Raw genomic sequence first — 14,738 nt, 5'->3', positions numbered from 1 at the left:
CGGCTCAGTGGTTCCCCATTTACTTAAGCTTTACCCTGAGATGCCACCGCGGCAGCGGCTTTGGCCGCGGCTTCGGCGTCGCCCAGATAGTAGTGGCGGATGGGTTTGAGGTTATCGTCCAGTTCGTAGACTAACGGAATGCCGTTGGGGATGTTCAAACCGACGATGTCGTCGTCGGAGATGTTGTCCAGGTACTTGATCAGCGCGCGGATGGAGTTGCCGTGGGCTGCAACAACGACGTTTTTGCCTGCCTTGATGGCCGGGGCGAGTGCTTCGTTCCAGAATGGCATGACACGAGCCACGGTGTCTTTGAGGCATTCGGTGAGCGGGATTTGCTCCGGCTTCAATTTGGCGTAGCGCAGGTCGCCGCGCTCGGAGCGTGGGTCCGTGGCTTCCAGAGCCGGTGGCGGCGTGTCGTAACTGCGGCGCCAGACCAGCACCTGCTCATCGCCATATTTTTTGGCCGTCTCACCCTTGTTGAGGCCCTGCAGCGCGCCATAGTGGCGTTCGTTGAGGCGCCAACTGTTGACCACTGGCAGCCAGGTGCGGTCCATTTCATCGAGCACATGCCACAAGGTGCGGGTGGCGCGTTTCAGGACACTGGTATAGGCGACATCAAACTCATACCCATCTTGCTTGAGCAAGTGCCCGGCATTTTTAGCCTGTTCAATGCCGGTGGGTGTCAGGTCCACGTCGGTCCAACCGGTGAAACGGTTGTCAAGGTTCCAGGTGGATTCGCCGTGGCGGATGAGAACTAGTTTGTGCATGGTGTTTTTGAGGGGTCAAAGGGCCAGGACGCGGTATTGGTTGACGTCATGACCGGGCAAAACGAAGGTTGAATGCGCGAAGAACCCCTGCATTCTAAAATGAGTGGTTTACCGCCGGTAACTAACAAGGAACAAAGTGAAATTCATTCTCGATAACTGGATGCTCATGAGCGTCGCGCTGGCCTCGGCCGGCATGCTTTTCTGGCCCCTCATCAAGGGCGCGACCGGGGGCTCCTTGACGGCCGAAGGCGCCGTGCAACTGATCAACCGCGAAAAAGCTGTCGTCATTGACGTGTGCGAGGCCAATGAGTTTGCCGCTGGCCACGTGGGCGGCGCCAAAAACATTCCTCTGGGCCAACTGGAAGAAAAATTGGCGGGCGTTGTGAAAAACAAGGCCTTGCCCGTTATTTTGGTCTGCCAGTCGGGGGCGCGCTCGGCACGTGCCGTGTCCATCGCCAAGAAGCTGGGGTATGAGCAGGCGCAATCATTGGGGGGTGGTCTGGGCGCCTGGAAAACGGCCAATCTGCCGGTCGAAAAAGCCTGATTTCAAGAGGAAAAACCATGCAAGCTGTGAAGATGTACACCACTGCCGTCTGCCCTTATTGCATTCAGGCCAAGAAAATCCTCAAGTCCAAAGGCGTTGAGCAGATTGAAGAAATCCGCATCGACACCAACCCGGATGAGCGCATGAAAATGATGGAGATCACGGGTCGTCGCACGGTGCCCCAGATTTTCATCGGACAGACCCATGTGGGAGGGTGCGACGATCTGGTAACGCTGGACGGGCAGGGCGGCTTGCTGCCTCTTTTGAACGCCGCCGCCTGAGATAAACTTCCTCGAGTCCTTTTGTTTGCCCGCTTAGGATAGTCCTGAGCGGGCTTTGTTTTATCAGAGAGAAATGTCATGTCCGACCAACAGCAAGATCCCGTGTTCCAGATTCAGCGCGTTTACCTCAAGGAAGCGTCCCTGGAGCAGCCCAATTCACCCGCGATCCTGCTGGAGCAGGAGTCACCCACGGTCGATATCCAATTGGGGGTGAACGCCGCACCCGTTGCCGAAGGCATTTTCGAAGTCACCGTGACCGCCACGGTGCAGACCAAAATCAAGGATAAAACCGTGTTTCTGGTGGAAGCCACACAAGCCGGCATCTTTGAAATCCGCAATTTGCCGCAGGAGCAGTTGAGCCAGATCATGGGTATTGCTTGCCCTCAAATTGTGTACCCCTACCTGCGCGGCAACGTGGCAGACCTGATCCAGCGTGGGGGTTTCCCACCCGTGCACTTGTCGGAAATCAACTTCCAGGCCATGTACGAGCAGCAGCAGGCCGCCGCTGCCGAAAACGCGCCGCGCATCGTGACTCAGTAAGTTTTTTGGCATTTTGGGCTTCTTGCCCTTGAATACAGGGCGTAATACGCTATGAAAATCGTAGTGCTCGGTGCGGGTGCATGGGGCACGGCGCTGGCCGTCAGTGCCGCAGGCAATCCGCTTGCACAACACGCGGTCACGCTGTGGGCGCGTGACGTCGACCAGGTGAAGGGCATGCTGGTCCACGGTGAAAACGCGCGTTACCTGCCTGGCATCCACCTGCCGTCCACTTTGACGCTCAGTTCAGTGCCCTTGGACCAATGGGATGGCCTGGTCAGCGGCGCTGACCTGCTCATTGTGGCCACGCCGATGGCCGGGTTGCGCAGCATGTTGGCCCGTTTACAGGGTTGTCGCGTGCCAGTGGCCTGGTTATGCAAAGGGTTTGAAGCCACCAGCGCTTCGCAGTCTTTTGGGCTTCTAGCCCATGAAATACAAGGGCAGGTAGCTCCTGATTTAATAGCGGGAGTGCTCAGCGGCCCCAGTTTTGCGCTGGAGGTGGCCCGAGGCCAGCCCACCGCCCTGGTCGCCGCCAGCGTGCATGCTTCGGTGCGTGACGCGTTGGTTGAGGCTTTCCACAGCCCCACCGTGCGGGTGTATGCCAATGACGACATCGTGGGCGTGGAAGTGGGGGGCGCCGTCAAAAACGTGTTGGCCATTGCCACTGGCTTGTGTGATGGGCTGAACCTGGGGCTGAACGCCCGCGCCGCCCTGATTACCCGGGGGCTGGCCGAGATGACGCGCCTGGGCGTGGCATTGGGTGCCAAGGCTGAAACCTTCATGGGTCTGAGTGGCTTGGGGGACCTCGTCCTCACGGCCACAGGGGATTTGTCACGCAACCGGCAGGTGGGGTTGGCGTTGGCCAGAGGTCAGACTCTGCAAGAGGCGGTCGCAGCGCTGGGCCATGTCGCTGAAGGCGTGTATTCGGCGCGTACCGTGGTGCAGCGTGCCGATTTTCTGGGTGTGGAAATGCCGATTGCGCAGGCCGTCGTGGCTTTGCTGGACGGACGGATCCAACCGGCGCAAGCGGTGGCAGCCCTGATGGGCCGCGATCCGGTAAAAGAACTGACCTAAGGCTTGCGGACGTCTGGCTGGCACGCGGGCCAGCCAGACGTTAAACTTTTTCTGCGTTGACCCGCGCCGTGATGTGCGCCATGGCTTCTTCCACCTGATCCACCAGGATCAGGCACAGATCGCCCTCCGTCAGTTTGTCCATGGCGGTGTCAATGGCAAGGAATTCTCCCTGAATCTCGTCGATGTGCCGGGTACGCGTGGCGTTGGTGAGCCCCGCACGTAACAGCGCCAGCACCTCCCCATCGGCGCGGCCCCGTTGACACTGGTCCTCGTAGAGCACCACGTCATCAAAAGCGCGACCCAGGATTTCGGTTTGTTGCCGGATATCTTCGTCGCGCCGGTCACCCGCACCGCTGATCACCACGGATCGGCGTTTGCCGGGCATGTTTTCGACTGCCTTGACCAACGCTGCAATGGCGTCCGGGTTGTGGCCATAGTCAGCGATGACGGTGGCACCCCGGAAATTGAACAGGTTGAAGCGGCCCAGGGCGTTGTCACTGTCGTTCACAAAGTTGGCCAGGCCTTGCTGGATCGTGTCCCATGCCAGACCCAGACCCCAGACGGCACCCACTGAGGCCATGACGTTTTCAACCTGGAAGCCGATCGTGCCCTGGTGGGTGATGGGGATGCCGGACAGGGGCAGCTTGTGCCGTACAGCACCCTCAGCGGCGATGAGAAAGCCGTCTTCCACATAAATGGCCCGCTTGCCCTGCGCCAGGTGGGTGGCCATGACCGGATGGTGCCGGTCAGCGGCGAAAAAGGTGGTGGATCCACTGCAATGGCGTGCCATGGCGACCACGATGGGATCGGTTGCGTTTAGCACGGCCACGCCGGTGTCGGCGATGTTCTGCACGATCACGCGCTTGAGCACCGCGAGATCGTTGACCGTCGTGATGTAGTTCAGACCCAGATGGTCACCGCTGCCCACATTGGTCACCACGGCGACGTCACAGCGGTCAAACGCCAGGCCTTCGCGCAGCATGCCACCCCGGGCGGTTTCGAGTACAGCGGCGTCTACATCGGGGTGTTGCAGTACGTTGCGGGCACTGCGGGGACCGCTGCAATCGCCCGTGTCAATGCGTTGCCCACCCACGTACACGCCGTCGGTGTTGGTCATGCCCACGCACAGGCCGTTTTGAGCCAGCAGGTGCGAAATCAGCCTCACCGTGGTGGTTTTGCCATTGGTGCCCGTCACCGCCACGAGGGGAATGCGGCCTGTTTCATGAGGCCCAAACATGTTGGCAATGATGGCTTCGCCCACCGGGCGACCCTTCCCGAAGGAGGGCGACAGGTGCATGCGCAGGCCGGGTGCGGCATTGACCTCGACCACCCCGCCGCCCTGTTCTTCCAGCGGGTGCAAGATGCTGTTGCAGACCATGTCCACACCGCAAATATCGAGCCCCACCATGTGCGCGGCGGCAATGGCGCGTTCGGCCACGGCGGGATGAACGTCATCGGTCACGTCGGTGGCTGATCCACCGGTGGACAAGTTGGCGTTGTGGCGCAAGAGCACCCGTTTGCCTTTGACCGGCACTGAATCCGCCTGCAAACCTTGGCTGGCCAGGCTGGCCAGGGCAATGTCATCAAAGCGGATCTTGGTGAGGGAGGTGGCGTGGCCCGAACCACGGCGCGGGTCTTTGTTGACCTGTTCCACCAGCTCACGAATGGTGTGGGTGCCGTCACCGACAACATTCGGTGGGTCGCGACGAGCCGCAGCCACCAGCCGGTTGCCGATCACCAGCAGGCGGAAGTCATTGCCGGGAATATAGCGTTCCACCAGGATGTCGTCTCCGAACTCGACCGCCGTGGCGTAGGCCGCCAGTAACTGGTCGCGCGAGGTGATGTTGACCGTGACGCCTTTTCCCTGGTTGCCGTCCTTGGGCTTGATCACCACGGGCAAGCCAATCTCACAGGCCGCGGCCCAGGCGTCGTCTGGCGTTGAGGCCTCGCGTCCGCCCGGCACCGGCACGCCAGCGGCCGAAAGCAGCCTCTTGGTCAATTGCTTGTCCTGCGCAATGGCTTCGGAGATGGCGCTGGTGATGTCCATCTCGGCGGCCTGGATGCGGCGCTGCTTGCTGCCCCAGCCAAACATCACCATGCTGCCTTCGGTCATGCGGCGAAAGGGAATGCCACGGGCGACAGCCGCGTCCACGATGGAGCCCGTGCTGGGCCCCAGACGCACGTCTTCGTCCAGTTCGCGCAGTTGCTCCAGGGCTTGGGTCAGGTCAAAAGGTGTGTCGTTTTGGGCCGCCAGGCACAGGGACTGGGCCAGTTCCATGGCCAGCCGACCCACGGCTTCTTCAGAATATTCCACGACAACCTGGTAAACCGCCGGTTCGGGGGTGGGGGTGGTGCGGCTGTAGGTAACGGGGCAACCAGCCTGGGCCTGGAGCTCTAGCGCGGCCAGCGCCAGCACGTTGGCCAGCGGCACGGTGTCAGCGTGTCCCACAGGTTGAAGGGGGCTGATGGTGGGAAAACGGGCCCGCAGGCGGCCTTCAAAACCATTGCGCGTGCTGATGGCGCACTCGGCGGTGGTGCAGGTCACCACCGCTTCAATGGCGGTGTGTTTGCTCCAGAGGTTGGGGCCGCGCAGGGCGCGGATGCGTGAAACTTCCATGGTTCAGTATTTCTTTTTTGAGTCTGCATCAAAGGCACGCAGGCCCGCTGCAATCAGTTCAGGTGTAACGCCAGCGGCCCAGGCAGCGGCAACAGCCGCCATCACCATGTTGGGATTGTCAGCCTTGGTACGGTTCATGGAGGCCAGGGGAATCAAAGCGGCTTCCTCAAGACCTTGCGCCAGCACAATATGGGCATCGCGCACGAAGACCGCACGCTGCCCCTGGGTTCTGTGCGCAGCGATCGCTTCAAGCTCAGGGTTCTGGGCATAAAAAATGACAGATCCATCACATAAGTCAGCCATCTCGACCACACGGGGATCCGATGCATTGAGTACCGCGGTGCCACTGGGCAGGATGACGTCGATCTGCGTGCGCACCACGTTGTAAAGCTTGTCGAGGTCGTCAATGTAGAACTCGGCCAGGTCATCCAGGCCGCTGACGTCGGTGACCACCCCGACCGAGCACTTGTCGTAGGCCAGGCCTTCACTCAGGATCATCCGGCTGCTGTTTTCCATCACGGCGGCTTCAACCGAGCGGTTGATCAGCAGGCGTTGCGCGGCGTCCCAGTGGGTGCTGTCGTTGGCCTCAACCTGTCGCGCGCCCAGATAAAAACCGTCACGGCAGGCCAAACCGACCCGCTTGCCGCTGATGTGCAGCAGCCAGGCAATCAAACGTGCAATGCGGGTGGTGTCCTGTGTACCGGTCACACCGATGACAGGGATGCGCCCGGTGGCGTCGTCCGTAAAGAGGTGGTCGATGATGGCTTTGCCCACGGGGCGGGGTTGGCCGTTGGCCGGTTTCAGGTGGGCGAGCAGGCCGGGGCTGGCGTTGACTTCAATCACCGCGCCGCGCTGCTGGGCGAGCGGACGGGAGGCGTCTTCCAGCACCATGTCAACGCCAGCGATGTCCAGCCCCACAACCCGGGCCGCCAGCGCCGCCGCTGCAGCAACACTGGGGTGGATGTTGTCGGTCACATCAAAGGCGACGTTGCCATTGCGCTGGATCAGCACTTTCTCGTCTCGGGCTGGCACCGAGTAGGCGGTCATGCCCTGGCGCTCCAGTTCCAGAACGACCTCCGCGGCTTCATGCGGTTTCAGGGTGTTCAAGGGCGCGTCTTCTCCTTCTCCACGGCGGGGGTCGGTGTTGATTTGCTGGTCGACCAGTTCGATGATGTTGGACTGGCCGTTGCCCGTGACCCAGGCGGTCTCACCCCGGGCGGCCGCCACCACGCGTTTGCCGACCACGAGCAGACGGTGCTCGTTGCCGGCAATGAATTGCTCGACGATGACACTGCCGCCACCCTTGCGATGCGCGAGGTGAAAGGCGGCTTCGATGTCTTTGCGGTTGTTCAGGTCCAGTGACACACCTCGGCCGTGGTTGCCGTCATACGGCTTGACTGCGACGGGCAGGCCGATGTCCTGGGCTGCCTCCCAAGCCTCTTCAACTGTTTTGACCAGTTGACCTTGCGGCACCGGCACGCCACATGACTGCAGGAGTGATTTGGTCAGGTCCTTGTCACTGGCTATTTCTTCGGCAATGGCACTGGTCTGGTCGGTCTCGGCGGTCCAGATGCGGCGCTGGCTGGCGCCATGGCCCAGTTGAACCAGATTACCCTCGGTCAGGCGGATGTGCGGAATGCCGCGCTCGGAAGCGGCGTCCACAATGTGCGCGGTGCTGGGGCCCAGGCACAGGGCGTCCACCATGTCGCGCAGTGTGGTCACGGTGGCGGTCAGGTCATAAGGCTGGTCGTTGATCGCCGCCATGATCAGGTCCCGTCCGACCTCCAGCGCGGCGCGGCCCACGTTTTCCTGGCGGGTCCGGAAGGCGACTTTGTAGACCCCGCGCACCGGGGTTTGGCGTGCCTTGCCAAAACCGGTGCGCATGCCGGCCAGGTTTTGCAGCTCCAGCGTGACATGTTCCAGAATGTGACCGGCCCAGGTGCCGTCGCGCAAGCGCAGCAAAAAGCCACCGCGCTCACCCACGCCACAGCGGTGTTCGATCAGGCCCGGCAGGAGGGCGGTCAGGCGTTCATAAAAGCCGGGCAGGGTGTTGGAGGGGTGATCCTCCAGGGCGCCGATGTCAACCCAGGCTTCGATGACCGGGCGGTAAGTCCAGATATTGGGGCCGCGCAGGTGGGTCACCCGCAGAAATTGAATGTTCTTCGTCGTCATGAATCTCAACATGTTGGGCAGTCAAGTGCTGCCGACGTCTTCCTGATTGGTGGAGGCTGCCTTGGTCTGCGCAAGGTCGTCGCGTGATAATTGTCATCCAAAGCGGGCTTAAGACGTTAATCTAAGAAATCTTTCTTAACAGTCAGCCTTTTCTTTGCCCAGTTATAACCCGAACAGGGCTCGGAACCCGCAAGAAATGCTAACCCCTTGGCCTCAATGACAAACGACATCTCCGCTCCCTACACTTTGCTGAACGATATCCCGGCTGGCTGGCGCCTGGACGTCCAGGCGCAGCTACAACTCCAAGAGAACGTTTTGGCGACGCTGGAGGTTGACCTGGATGCCAAACTTCGTTTTGTCCATGGCCTGATCGTGGTGACCAACCAGCGCCTGTTGAGCCGGGCCCCCGATGCCAGCTGGCACATCTGGGCTTATCGGCCGGGTTTGACACTCCAGCACCATGACCACGCGGGAGTCGCCCATCTGGAGCTGCAGGATGCACAAGGGCGGCTGGCCAGCTGGCGTTTCACGCTGGGGCGCAACCTGCACGCGATCCGGCTGGTTGACCAGTTCCAGATTTACCAGGCGAGCCATGTCTCCGGTCAACCGCCTGCGCTGCCGGAGGGACGTCGCTGCCCCAGCTGCAAGGCGCCGCTGGAGCCGGACCAGGACGAATGCCCGATTTGCACCAAGGTGATTCACACGCCGCCGTCCACCTGGACGCTGTTTCGCTTGTGGCGATTTGCCAAACCCTACCGCGGCCAGTTGCTCGCGGGTTTTATCCTCACACTGCTGGGCACAGCCGCCAGCCTGGTGCCGCCCTACTTGGCGATGCCCCTGATGGATGAGGTGCTGATTCCGTTTCAAAACGGCAAGCACATCGATCCGATGCTGGTGGCGCTGTATCTGTCCGGCCTGCTGGGTTCTGCGGTGCTGGCCTGGGCGCTGTCCTGGGCCAAGACCTACATCCTGGCCCTGGTGTCCGAACGCATCGGGGCGGACCTGCGCACCACGACGTATGAGCATTTGCTGCGCATGTCACTGGAATACTTCGGGGGCAAGCGCACCGGTGACCTGATGTCGCGCATCGGCAGCGAAAGTGACCGAATCTGCGTGTTCCTGTCCCTGCACCTGCTGGACTTTGCGTCGGACATCCTGATGCTGATCATGACGGCCGTCATTTTGCTGTCCATCAACCCCTGGCTGGCGCTGGTGACCCTGGTGCCCTTGCCCTTCATTGTCTGGATGATTCACGCCGTGCGGTTTCGCCTGCAAACCGGGTTTGAAAAAATCGACCGGGTCTGGTCCGCGGTCACCAGTGTGCTGGCCGACACGATTCCCGGCGTGCGCGTGGTGAAGGCTTTTGCGCAGGAAAACCGCGAGGCAGCGCGTTTTCGCGAGGCCAACAAGCACAACCTGGCGGTCAATGACCGGATCAACAAAATCTGGTCGCTGTTCTCGCCCAGTGTGTCGTTTCTGACCGAGCTGGGTTTGCTGGTGGTCTGGGCATTTGGCATCTGGCTGGTGTCCAAGGGCGAGATCACGGTGGGGGTGCTCACGGCCTTCATTGCCTACATCAGCCGCTTTTATGGCCGCCTGGACTCGATGAGCCGCATTGTGTCGGTGACCGAGAAATCGGCTTCGGCGGCCAAGCGCATTTTTGACATCCTGGACCACGTCTCCAGCGTGCCCGAGCCTACGCAACCCGTGACGCTGGGGCGGGTGGAAGGCCGGATTGAGCTCACCGATGTGAGCTTTCGCTACGGCAACCGCGAAGTGAACCGCGGCATCAACCTGACCATCAACCCGGGCGAGATGATTGGCCTGGTGGGCCACAGCGGGTCCGGCAAGAGCACGCTGGTGAATTTGATTTGCCGTTTTTACGATGTGACAGAAGGGTCAATCCGGGTTGACGGGGTGGATGTGCGCTCGTTCCCGATTGCCGACTACCGCCGCAACATTGGCCTCGTGCTGCAAGAGCCCTTTTTGTTCTTTGGCACCATCGCCGAGAACATCGCCTACGGCAAGCCGCATGCGAGCCAGTCGGACATCATTGCCGCAGCGCGGGCGGCGCACGCCCACGAGTTCATCCTGCGCCTGCCGCAGGGCTACGACTCGATGGTCGGTGAGCGTGGCCAGGGCTTGTCGGGTGGTGAACGCCAGCGCATCTCGATTGCCCGCGCCTTGCTGATTGACCCGCGCATCCTTATTTTGGACGAGGCGACATCCTCGGTGGACTCGGAAACCGAGAAGGAAATCCAGAAAGCGCTGGAGAACCTGGTGCTGGGTCGCACAACCATTGCCATCGCCCACCGCTTGTCCACCTTGCACCGGGCCGACCGCCTGGTGGTGCTGGACCGCGGCCAGGTGGTGGAAGTGGGCACGCATGACACGCTGATGGCCGCCGAGGGTGCGTACTTCAACCTGTACCAGGCCCAGGCGCGCAACATGGACGTTGACATGGACGACGAGAGGGACGACGGCGTGAAAAATGATGTGAAAGGTGACAAATGAACGAGAGCACCGCCATGGCCACCACCACTTTTCAGCTCACCCGCAACCCCTTTGGCAAGCTGGTGTTGACCAAGCCTGAGGGGCTGGTTTTTGAGGGTGTGGTGCCCGTTCGGGCCTTCCCCATCCAGTCGCCGGAGACCGGAATTTCCATGGTCCATACCGATGGCCATGAGGTGGCCTGGATTGAGGGCCTGGCCGAGTTGCCCGAGCCCGCGCAAAGCCTGGTCCGGGAAGAGCTGGAGACCCGTGAGTTCATGCCCGAGATTCTGGACATCGACAGCGTGACCAGTTTTTCCACGCCCTGCACCTGGCACGTCCGAACCGACCGGGGCGAGACCCGTTTTGTCTTGCGGGGGGATGAGGACATCCGCCGCGTCGGGCAAACTATTTTGCTGGTCACCGACTCGCATGGCATCCAGTTTCTGATTCGTGACGCCATGAACCTGAACAAAGAGAGCCGCAAGATACTGGACCGGTTTTTATAAGAAATTGGCCTCTAGCCCCCGTCCTACGTTGGGGAGTAGCTGCAAATTTAATAGCGATTAGAGGTGCTGCCAAGCCCCGTTCTGCCGCCATGCAAAACCCCACTGAATAGATGCCGCTATGCTCGTTCCCATGACCACTTTTTTTGATTTTTCCGACGCCGCCGTGGCCGAACTGGCCCACGTGGATGCAAGCCGCGCCCTGCTCGAAGACGTCGGCGCGGGTGACCTCACCGCTGGCTTGATTGACCCGAGCCGCCGCGCCAAGGCCTTCGTCTTGGCCCGCGAATCCGCCATCATTTGCGGCACGCCGTGGGCCCAGGCGGCGCTGCAGCAAGTCGACCCCGCCATCAGCATTAAGTGGCTGGTGACGGAGGGCCAGCGTTGTGCCCCCGACCAGGTAGTGCTGGAGATGGAGGGCCCGGCCCGCGCGCTGCTGACGGCAGAACGCACCGCGCTCAACTTCCTGCAATTGCTGAGCGCGGTGGCCACCAAGACCGCTGATTACGTGGCCGCCGTGCAGAATGTGCCCCGCAACAAGGCGCAGATCGTGGACACCCGCAAAACATTGCCTGGCCTGCGCCTGGCTCAAAAATACGCCGTGCGCATCGGGGGCGGGACCAACCACCGCATCGGCCTGTATGACGCCGTGCTGATCAAGGAAAACCACATTGCCGCCGCCGGGGGCGTGACCGCGGTGCTGAAGCAGGCGGCCGAGGTGGCGCCGACCGCCAGGTTTGTCGAGATTGAGGTGGAGACGCTCGCCCAGCTGACCGAGGCCCTGGACGCGGGCGCCACCATGATTTTGCTGGACAACATGGACCTGGCCACGCTGCGCGAAGCCGTGCACATCAACGCCGGGCGGGCGATTCTGGAAGTCTCCGGCGGCGTGAACATGAGCACGGTGCGCGACATCGCCGCCACCGGGGTGGACCGGATCTCGATTGGCGCCCTGACCAAAGACGTCAAGGCGACCGACTTCTCCATGCGATTCAAGGAACTGTGATGACTGCTTTTCCCACCACCATGATGGACGTTGAGTACGAGCAGCCGCAGCAGGATGCGGCCGCCACCGGCAGCGTCTGTGCCACCAAACACGCCTGGGCCCGCGTGCCGGTGGAGCCTGGCCCGGCCGAGCGCGCCGCGCTGAAAGACAAAATCCGCCGCCTGCTCAAGGAGCGCAATGCGGTGATGGTGTCGCACTACTACGTGCACCCGGACTTGCAGGACCTGGCCGAAGAAACCGGCGGCATTGTCAGCGATTCGCTGGAGATGGCCCGCTTTGGCCGCGACCACGCGGCCACCACGCTGGTGGTGTCCGGCGTGCGCTTCATGGGCGAGACGTCCAAAATCCTCTCGCCTGAAAAACGCGTGCTGATGCCCGACCTGGACGCCACCTGTTCGCTCGACCTGGGTTGCCCGGTCGATGATTTCAGTGCCTTTTGCGATGCGCATCCCGACCGCACGGTGGTGGTCTATGCCAACACCAGTGCGGCCGTCAAGGCGCGTTCGGACTGGCTGGTGACGTCAAGCTGCGCGCTGGACATCGTGCGCGCGCTCAAGGACCAGGGCCAGAAGATTTTGTGGGCCCCCGACCGGCACCTGGGTGGCTACATCCAGCGCGAGACCGGCGCCGACATGGTGATGTGGGGCGGCTCCTGCATCGTGCATGACGAGTTCAAGGCCTTTGAGCTGGAAGCCCTGATGAAGGAGCACCCCGGTGCCAAAGTGCTGGTGCACCCCGAGTCACCGGCCGACGTGGTGGCGCTGGCGGACGCCGTGGGCTCCACCTCCGCGATCCTCAAGGCGGCGCACGAAATGGAGGCCAAAGAGTTCATCGTGGCCACCGACAACGGCATGATGCACAAGTTGCGCACGCTCAACCCGGGCAAGGTGTTCATGGAGGCGCCGACCGCGGGCAGCAGTGCCACCTGCAAAAGCTGCGCGCATTGCCCCTGGATGGCCATGAACAGCCTGGCCGGGCTGGCCCAGGTGCTGGAAACCGGTGGTAATGAGATTCACGTGGACCCCGCGCTCGGCGTGCGGGCCCGCCTGCCGATTGACCGCATGCTGGCTTTCACTGCCGCGCTCAAAAGTGGTCAACCGGTCAGTGGGCTGATACCCCACATCGGTGCTGCGTAGGGCGCTATTGAATTTGTAGCGTCTTGCCTCGCTTCCTCAGTTCCCCTTGGAAAGCCATTGACAGTCAATTTTGCTTATAATTTATGCCAAATGGCATAAATAAGGAAATTTCATGGGTATTGCAACTTCGGCGGTCAAGGATTTGGGCGTGCTGTCCGCTTCTACTGTGCTAGGTGGTGAGCCTGTGCTGCACGCGCTACCCCGTTCCGTTCTGGAGTGGATTTCCCTCGTGCGTCAAGGGATCTCAGCCAGTGCGGTGGATGCGGCCGTGCGGGTCATGGGTATTGGCCAGACCGAATTGGCCCGCGCGCTGGACATCCCGGAACGTACGCTGGCCCGGCGCAAAAAAGAGGGCGTTTTAAGCCGCGATGAATCGGGCAAGCTGGTGCGTTTGGCGCGGGTGGTTGAGCGTGCTGTGGAGGTGTTTGAGGACGAGCGTGCCGCGCTGGATTGGCTCAAAAGTCCGAATGCGTCATTGGGTGGCGTCAGCCCATTCTCACTTCTGGATACCGACCTCGGGTCGGTCGCCGTGGTGAACACGCTGGGGCGCATTGAACAAGGTGTGTTTGCCTGATGGGCGCTGTCGCACGCACGGTGTGGCGCATTACGACACGCCGCTTTCTCGGCCCGGCGTTTTCTGGTGAGGGTGCCAGGCTGTTTGGCGGTCGATGGAATCGTCCGGGTCAATCGGTGGTTTATACCGCCGAGAGCAGGTCTCTGGCGTTGCTGGAGATGTTGGTGCAAGACGACCCCTTGCGCGCCCACTACCTTTTGATACCCGCGTATCTACCCCTTGGCGTCAGTATTGAATTCATGGAAGCTGGCGCGTTACCGCAAGGCTGGCGCGCCCAAGCCGTACGTGATCAGTTGCAAGCACTCGGGGGCGAGTGGCTGCGCCAGTCACGCAGCTGTGTACTGGCCGTGCCCAGCGCGGTGATGCCCGCAGAGCTCAACTTTTTGATCAATCCTTTGCATCCGGATTTCAGGCACATCACGCTGGGTGAGCCGGAGCCGCTGGATACGGATCTGAGGTTGATACGGGTTTAGTTTTATTTTGATGTTGGTTAAGAGGCCAATAGCCTCGGAGCCCATATAGATATTGCGGAAGCTGCTACTGAATTTGTAGTGGATCGCTGAGGTTATTGTTTTGAAGCTTGGGCTGCTTAAAGACCCTTTGCAGTCATTCCCAAGAGGGCAGACGGGACTCAGGACGGCGTAGCACTCAGCGCCGTTCGTGTCCCCCGCCCTGCGGGCTCCTCCTTGACCTCACTGCGCTGAGCGCCACACCGTCCTGAGCCTGCAAGCGTTGCTGGCGTTCATTGGCTTTTGAGTCATTGCGCCTCAACATGGCTGGCTGTCGATGACACCGGGGTGGATGGCGCAGCGAAGTCAGGAGGAGGATCGGGCGCAACCCGCTCCGGGGGACATGAACGGAGCCATCCACCCCGGTGGCATCGGCCCTACACAAACCGTGCCGACAAGGTCCGCTTGTGTTAAGGGTTGTAGGATGCCCACCCGCAGCGGCGCACCAGTTGCGACAGGAGTGAACTGAAGGGCGGGCGTCGTACAAGCCTCGAGGGAGGAAACCGCGGGGCCAGCAACGGGCCC

General features: G+C 61.4%; 13 protein-coding genes. 10 read left to right on the top strand and 3 right to left on the bottom strand.

What is annotated here, in order from left to right; all coding sequences use genetic code 11:
* Positions 1–23 precede the first annotated feature (23 nt).
* Complete coding sequence (gene gpmA / locus AC097N_RS11950) at positions 24–767, bottom strand: 2,3-diphosphoglycerate-dependent phosphoglycerate mutase (RefSeq protein WP_479581246.1); 744 nt, start codon at positions 765–767, stop codon at positions 24–26.
* Positions 768–903: 136 nt separating this feature from the next.
* Between gpmA and AC097N_RS11945 the strand changes: the two genes are divergently transcribed.
* From AC097N_RS11945 to AC097N_RS11930, 4 genes are all read left to right on the top strand, one after another.
* Positions 904–1,311, top strand: coding sequence for a rhodanese-like domain-containing protein (locus tag AC097N_RS11945; RefSeq protein WP_479581245.1), 408 nt, complete (start codon positions 904–906; stop codon positions 1,309–1,311).
* A 17-nt stretch (positions 1,312–1,328) separates the two neighbouring features.
* Positions 1,329–1,592 (top strand): glutaredoxin 3, encoded by a 264-nt coding sequence (gene grxC / locus AC097N_RS11940; RefSeq protein ID WP_479581244.1) that lies wholly within the window; start codon positions 1,329–1,331, stop codon positions 1,590–1,592.
* A 78-nt stretch (positions 1,593–1,670) separates the two neighbouring features.
* Positions 1,671–2,132, top strand: a complete 462-nt coding sequence (gene secB / locus AC097N_RS11935) for a protein-export chaperone SecB (protein ID WP_479581243.1) — start codon at positions 1,671–1,673, stop codon at positions 2,130–2,132.
* 51 nt (positions 2,133–2,183) lie between these two features.
* Positions 2,184–3,203 (top strand): NAD(P)H-dependent glycerol-3-phosphate dehydrogenase, encoded by a 1,020-nt coding sequence (locus tag AC097N_RS11930; protein WP_479581242.1) that lies wholly within the window; start codon positions 2,184–2,186, stop codon positions 3,201–3,203.
* Positions 3,204–3,243: 40 nt separating this feature from the next.
* Here the strand turns inward: AC097N_RS11930 and cphA are convergent, their stop codons facing one another.
* Together cphA and AC097N_RS11920 are read right to left on the bottom strand one after the other, a co-directional pair.
* Positions 3,244–5,820, bottom strand: coding sequence for a cyanophycin synthetase (gene cphA / locus AC097N_RS11925; protein ID WP_479581241.1), 2,577 nt, complete (start codon positions 5,818–5,820; stop codon positions 3,244–3,246).
* Positions 5,821–5,823: 3 nt separating this feature from the next.
* Entirely contained in the window at positions 5,824–7,992 is a 2,169-nt protein-coding gene (locus AC097N_RS11920) for a cyanophycin synthetase (RefSeq protein ID WP_479581240.1), read from the bottom strand.
* Positions 7,993–8,208: 216 nt separating this feature from the next.
* Here AC097N_RS11920 and AC097N_RS11915 point away from each other — a divergent pair, with 216 nt between their 5' ends.
* The 6 genes from AC097N_RS11915 to AC097N_RS11890 all read left to right on the top strand — a co-directional run bounded on the left by AC097N_RS11915 (position 8,209) and on the right by AC097N_RS11890 (position 14,177).
* Positions 8,209–10,506, top strand: a complete 2,298-nt coding sequence (locus AC097N_RS11915) for a cyanophycin metabolism-associated ABC transporter (protein ID WP_479581239.1) — start codon at positions 8,209–8,211, stop codon at positions 10,504–10,506.
* Positions 10,503–10,991, top strand: a complete 489-nt coding sequence (locus AC097N_RS11910; RefSeq protein ID WP_479581238.1) for a cyanophycin metabolism-associated DUF1854 family protein — start codon at positions 10,503–10,505, stop codon at positions 10,989–10,991. The genes AC097N_RS11915 and AC097N_RS11910 overlap by 4 nt, the downstream gene beginning before the upstream one ends.
* A gap of 130 nt (positions 10,992–11,121) precedes the next feature.
* Positions 11,122–11,994, top strand: coding sequence for a carboxylating nicotinate-nucleotide diphosphorylase (nadC, locus tag AC097N_RS11905; RefSeq protein WP_479581237.1), 873 nt, complete (start codon positions 11,122–11,124; stop codon positions 11,992–11,994).
* Positions 11,994–13,130 carry a quinolinate synthase NadA gene (nadA, locus tag AC097N_RS11900; protein ID WP_479581236.1) on the top strand — a complete coding sequence of 379 codons (1,137 nt, stop codon included), beginning with the start codon at positions 11,994–11,996 and terminating at the stop codon, positions 13,128–13,130. Before nadC ends, nadA begins: the two co-directional genes overlap by 1 nt.
* Positions 13,131–13,242: 112 nt before the next feature.
* The gene (parS, locus tag AC097N_RS11895; protein WP_479581235.1) at positions 13,243–13,704 is read left to right on the top strand and encodes a type II RES/Xre toxin-antitoxin system antitoxin; all 462 of its coding nucleotides are present in this window, start codon (positions 13,243–13,245) and stop codon (positions 13,702–13,704) included.
* Entirely contained in the window at positions 13,704–14,177 is a 474-nt protein-coding gene (locus AC097N_RS11890; protein WP_479581234.1) for an RES family NAD+ phosphorylase, read from the top strand. Before parS ends, AC097N_RS11890 begins: the two co-directional genes overlap by 1 nt.
* Positions 14,178–14,738 lie beyond the last annotated feature (561 nt).

This window comes from Rhodoferax sp. LS1R11 (assembly GCF_056521395.1).
The sequence above is the reverse complement of the archived record's forward strand: the minus strand, read 5'-3'. Positions and strand labels throughout refer to the sequence as shown.

Excerpts from the sequence above, each read along its gene's own strand:
- gpmA (WP_479581246.1), bottom strand. The coding sequence starts at position 767 with ATGCACAAACTAGTTCTCATCCGCCACGGCGAATCCACCTGGAACCTT.
- grxC (WP_479581244.1), top strand. The coding sequence starts at position 1,329 with ATGCAAGCTGTGAAGATGTACACCACTGCCGTCTGCCCTTATTGCATT.
- secB (WP_479581243.1), top strand. The coding sequence starts at position 1,671 with ATGTCCGACCAACAGCAAGATCCCGTGTTCCAGATTCAGCGCGTTTAC.
- AC097N_RS11930 (WP_479581242.1), top strand. The coding sequence starts at position 2,184 with ATGAAAATCGTAGTGCTCGGTGCGGGTGCATGGGGCACGGCGCTGGCC.
- cphA (WP_479581241.1), bottom strand. The coding sequence starts at position 5,820 with ATGGAAGTTTCACGCATCCGCGCCCTGCGCGGCCCCAACCTCTGGAGC.
- AC097N_RS11920 (WP_479581240.1), bottom strand. The coding sequence starts at position 7,992 with ATGACGACGAAGAACATTCAATTTCTGCGGGTGACCCACCTGCGCGGC.
- AC097N_RS11915 (WP_479581239.1), top strand. The coding sequence starts at position 8,209 with ATGACAAACGACATCTCCGCTCCCTACACTTTGCTGAACGATATCCCG.
- AC097N_RS11910 (WP_479581238.1), top strand. The coding sequence starts at position 10,503 with ATGAACGAGAGCACCGCCATGGCCACCACCACTTTTCAGCTCACCCGC.
- nadC (WP_479581237.1), top strand. The coding sequence starts at position 11,122 with ATGACCACTTTTTTTGATTTTTCCGACGCCGCCGTGGCCGAACTGGCC.
- nadA (WP_479581236.1), top strand. The coding sequence starts at position 11,994 with ATGACTGCTTTTCCCACCACCATGATGGACGTTGAGTACGAGCAGCCG.
- parS (WP_479581235.1), top strand. The coding sequence starts at position 13,243 with ATGGGTATTGCAACTTCGGCGGTCAAGGATTTGGGCGTGCTGTCCGCT.
- AC097N_RS11890 (WP_479581234.1), top strand. The coding sequence starts at position 13,704 with ATGGGCGCTGTCGCACGCACGGTGTGGCGCATTACGACACGCCGCTTT.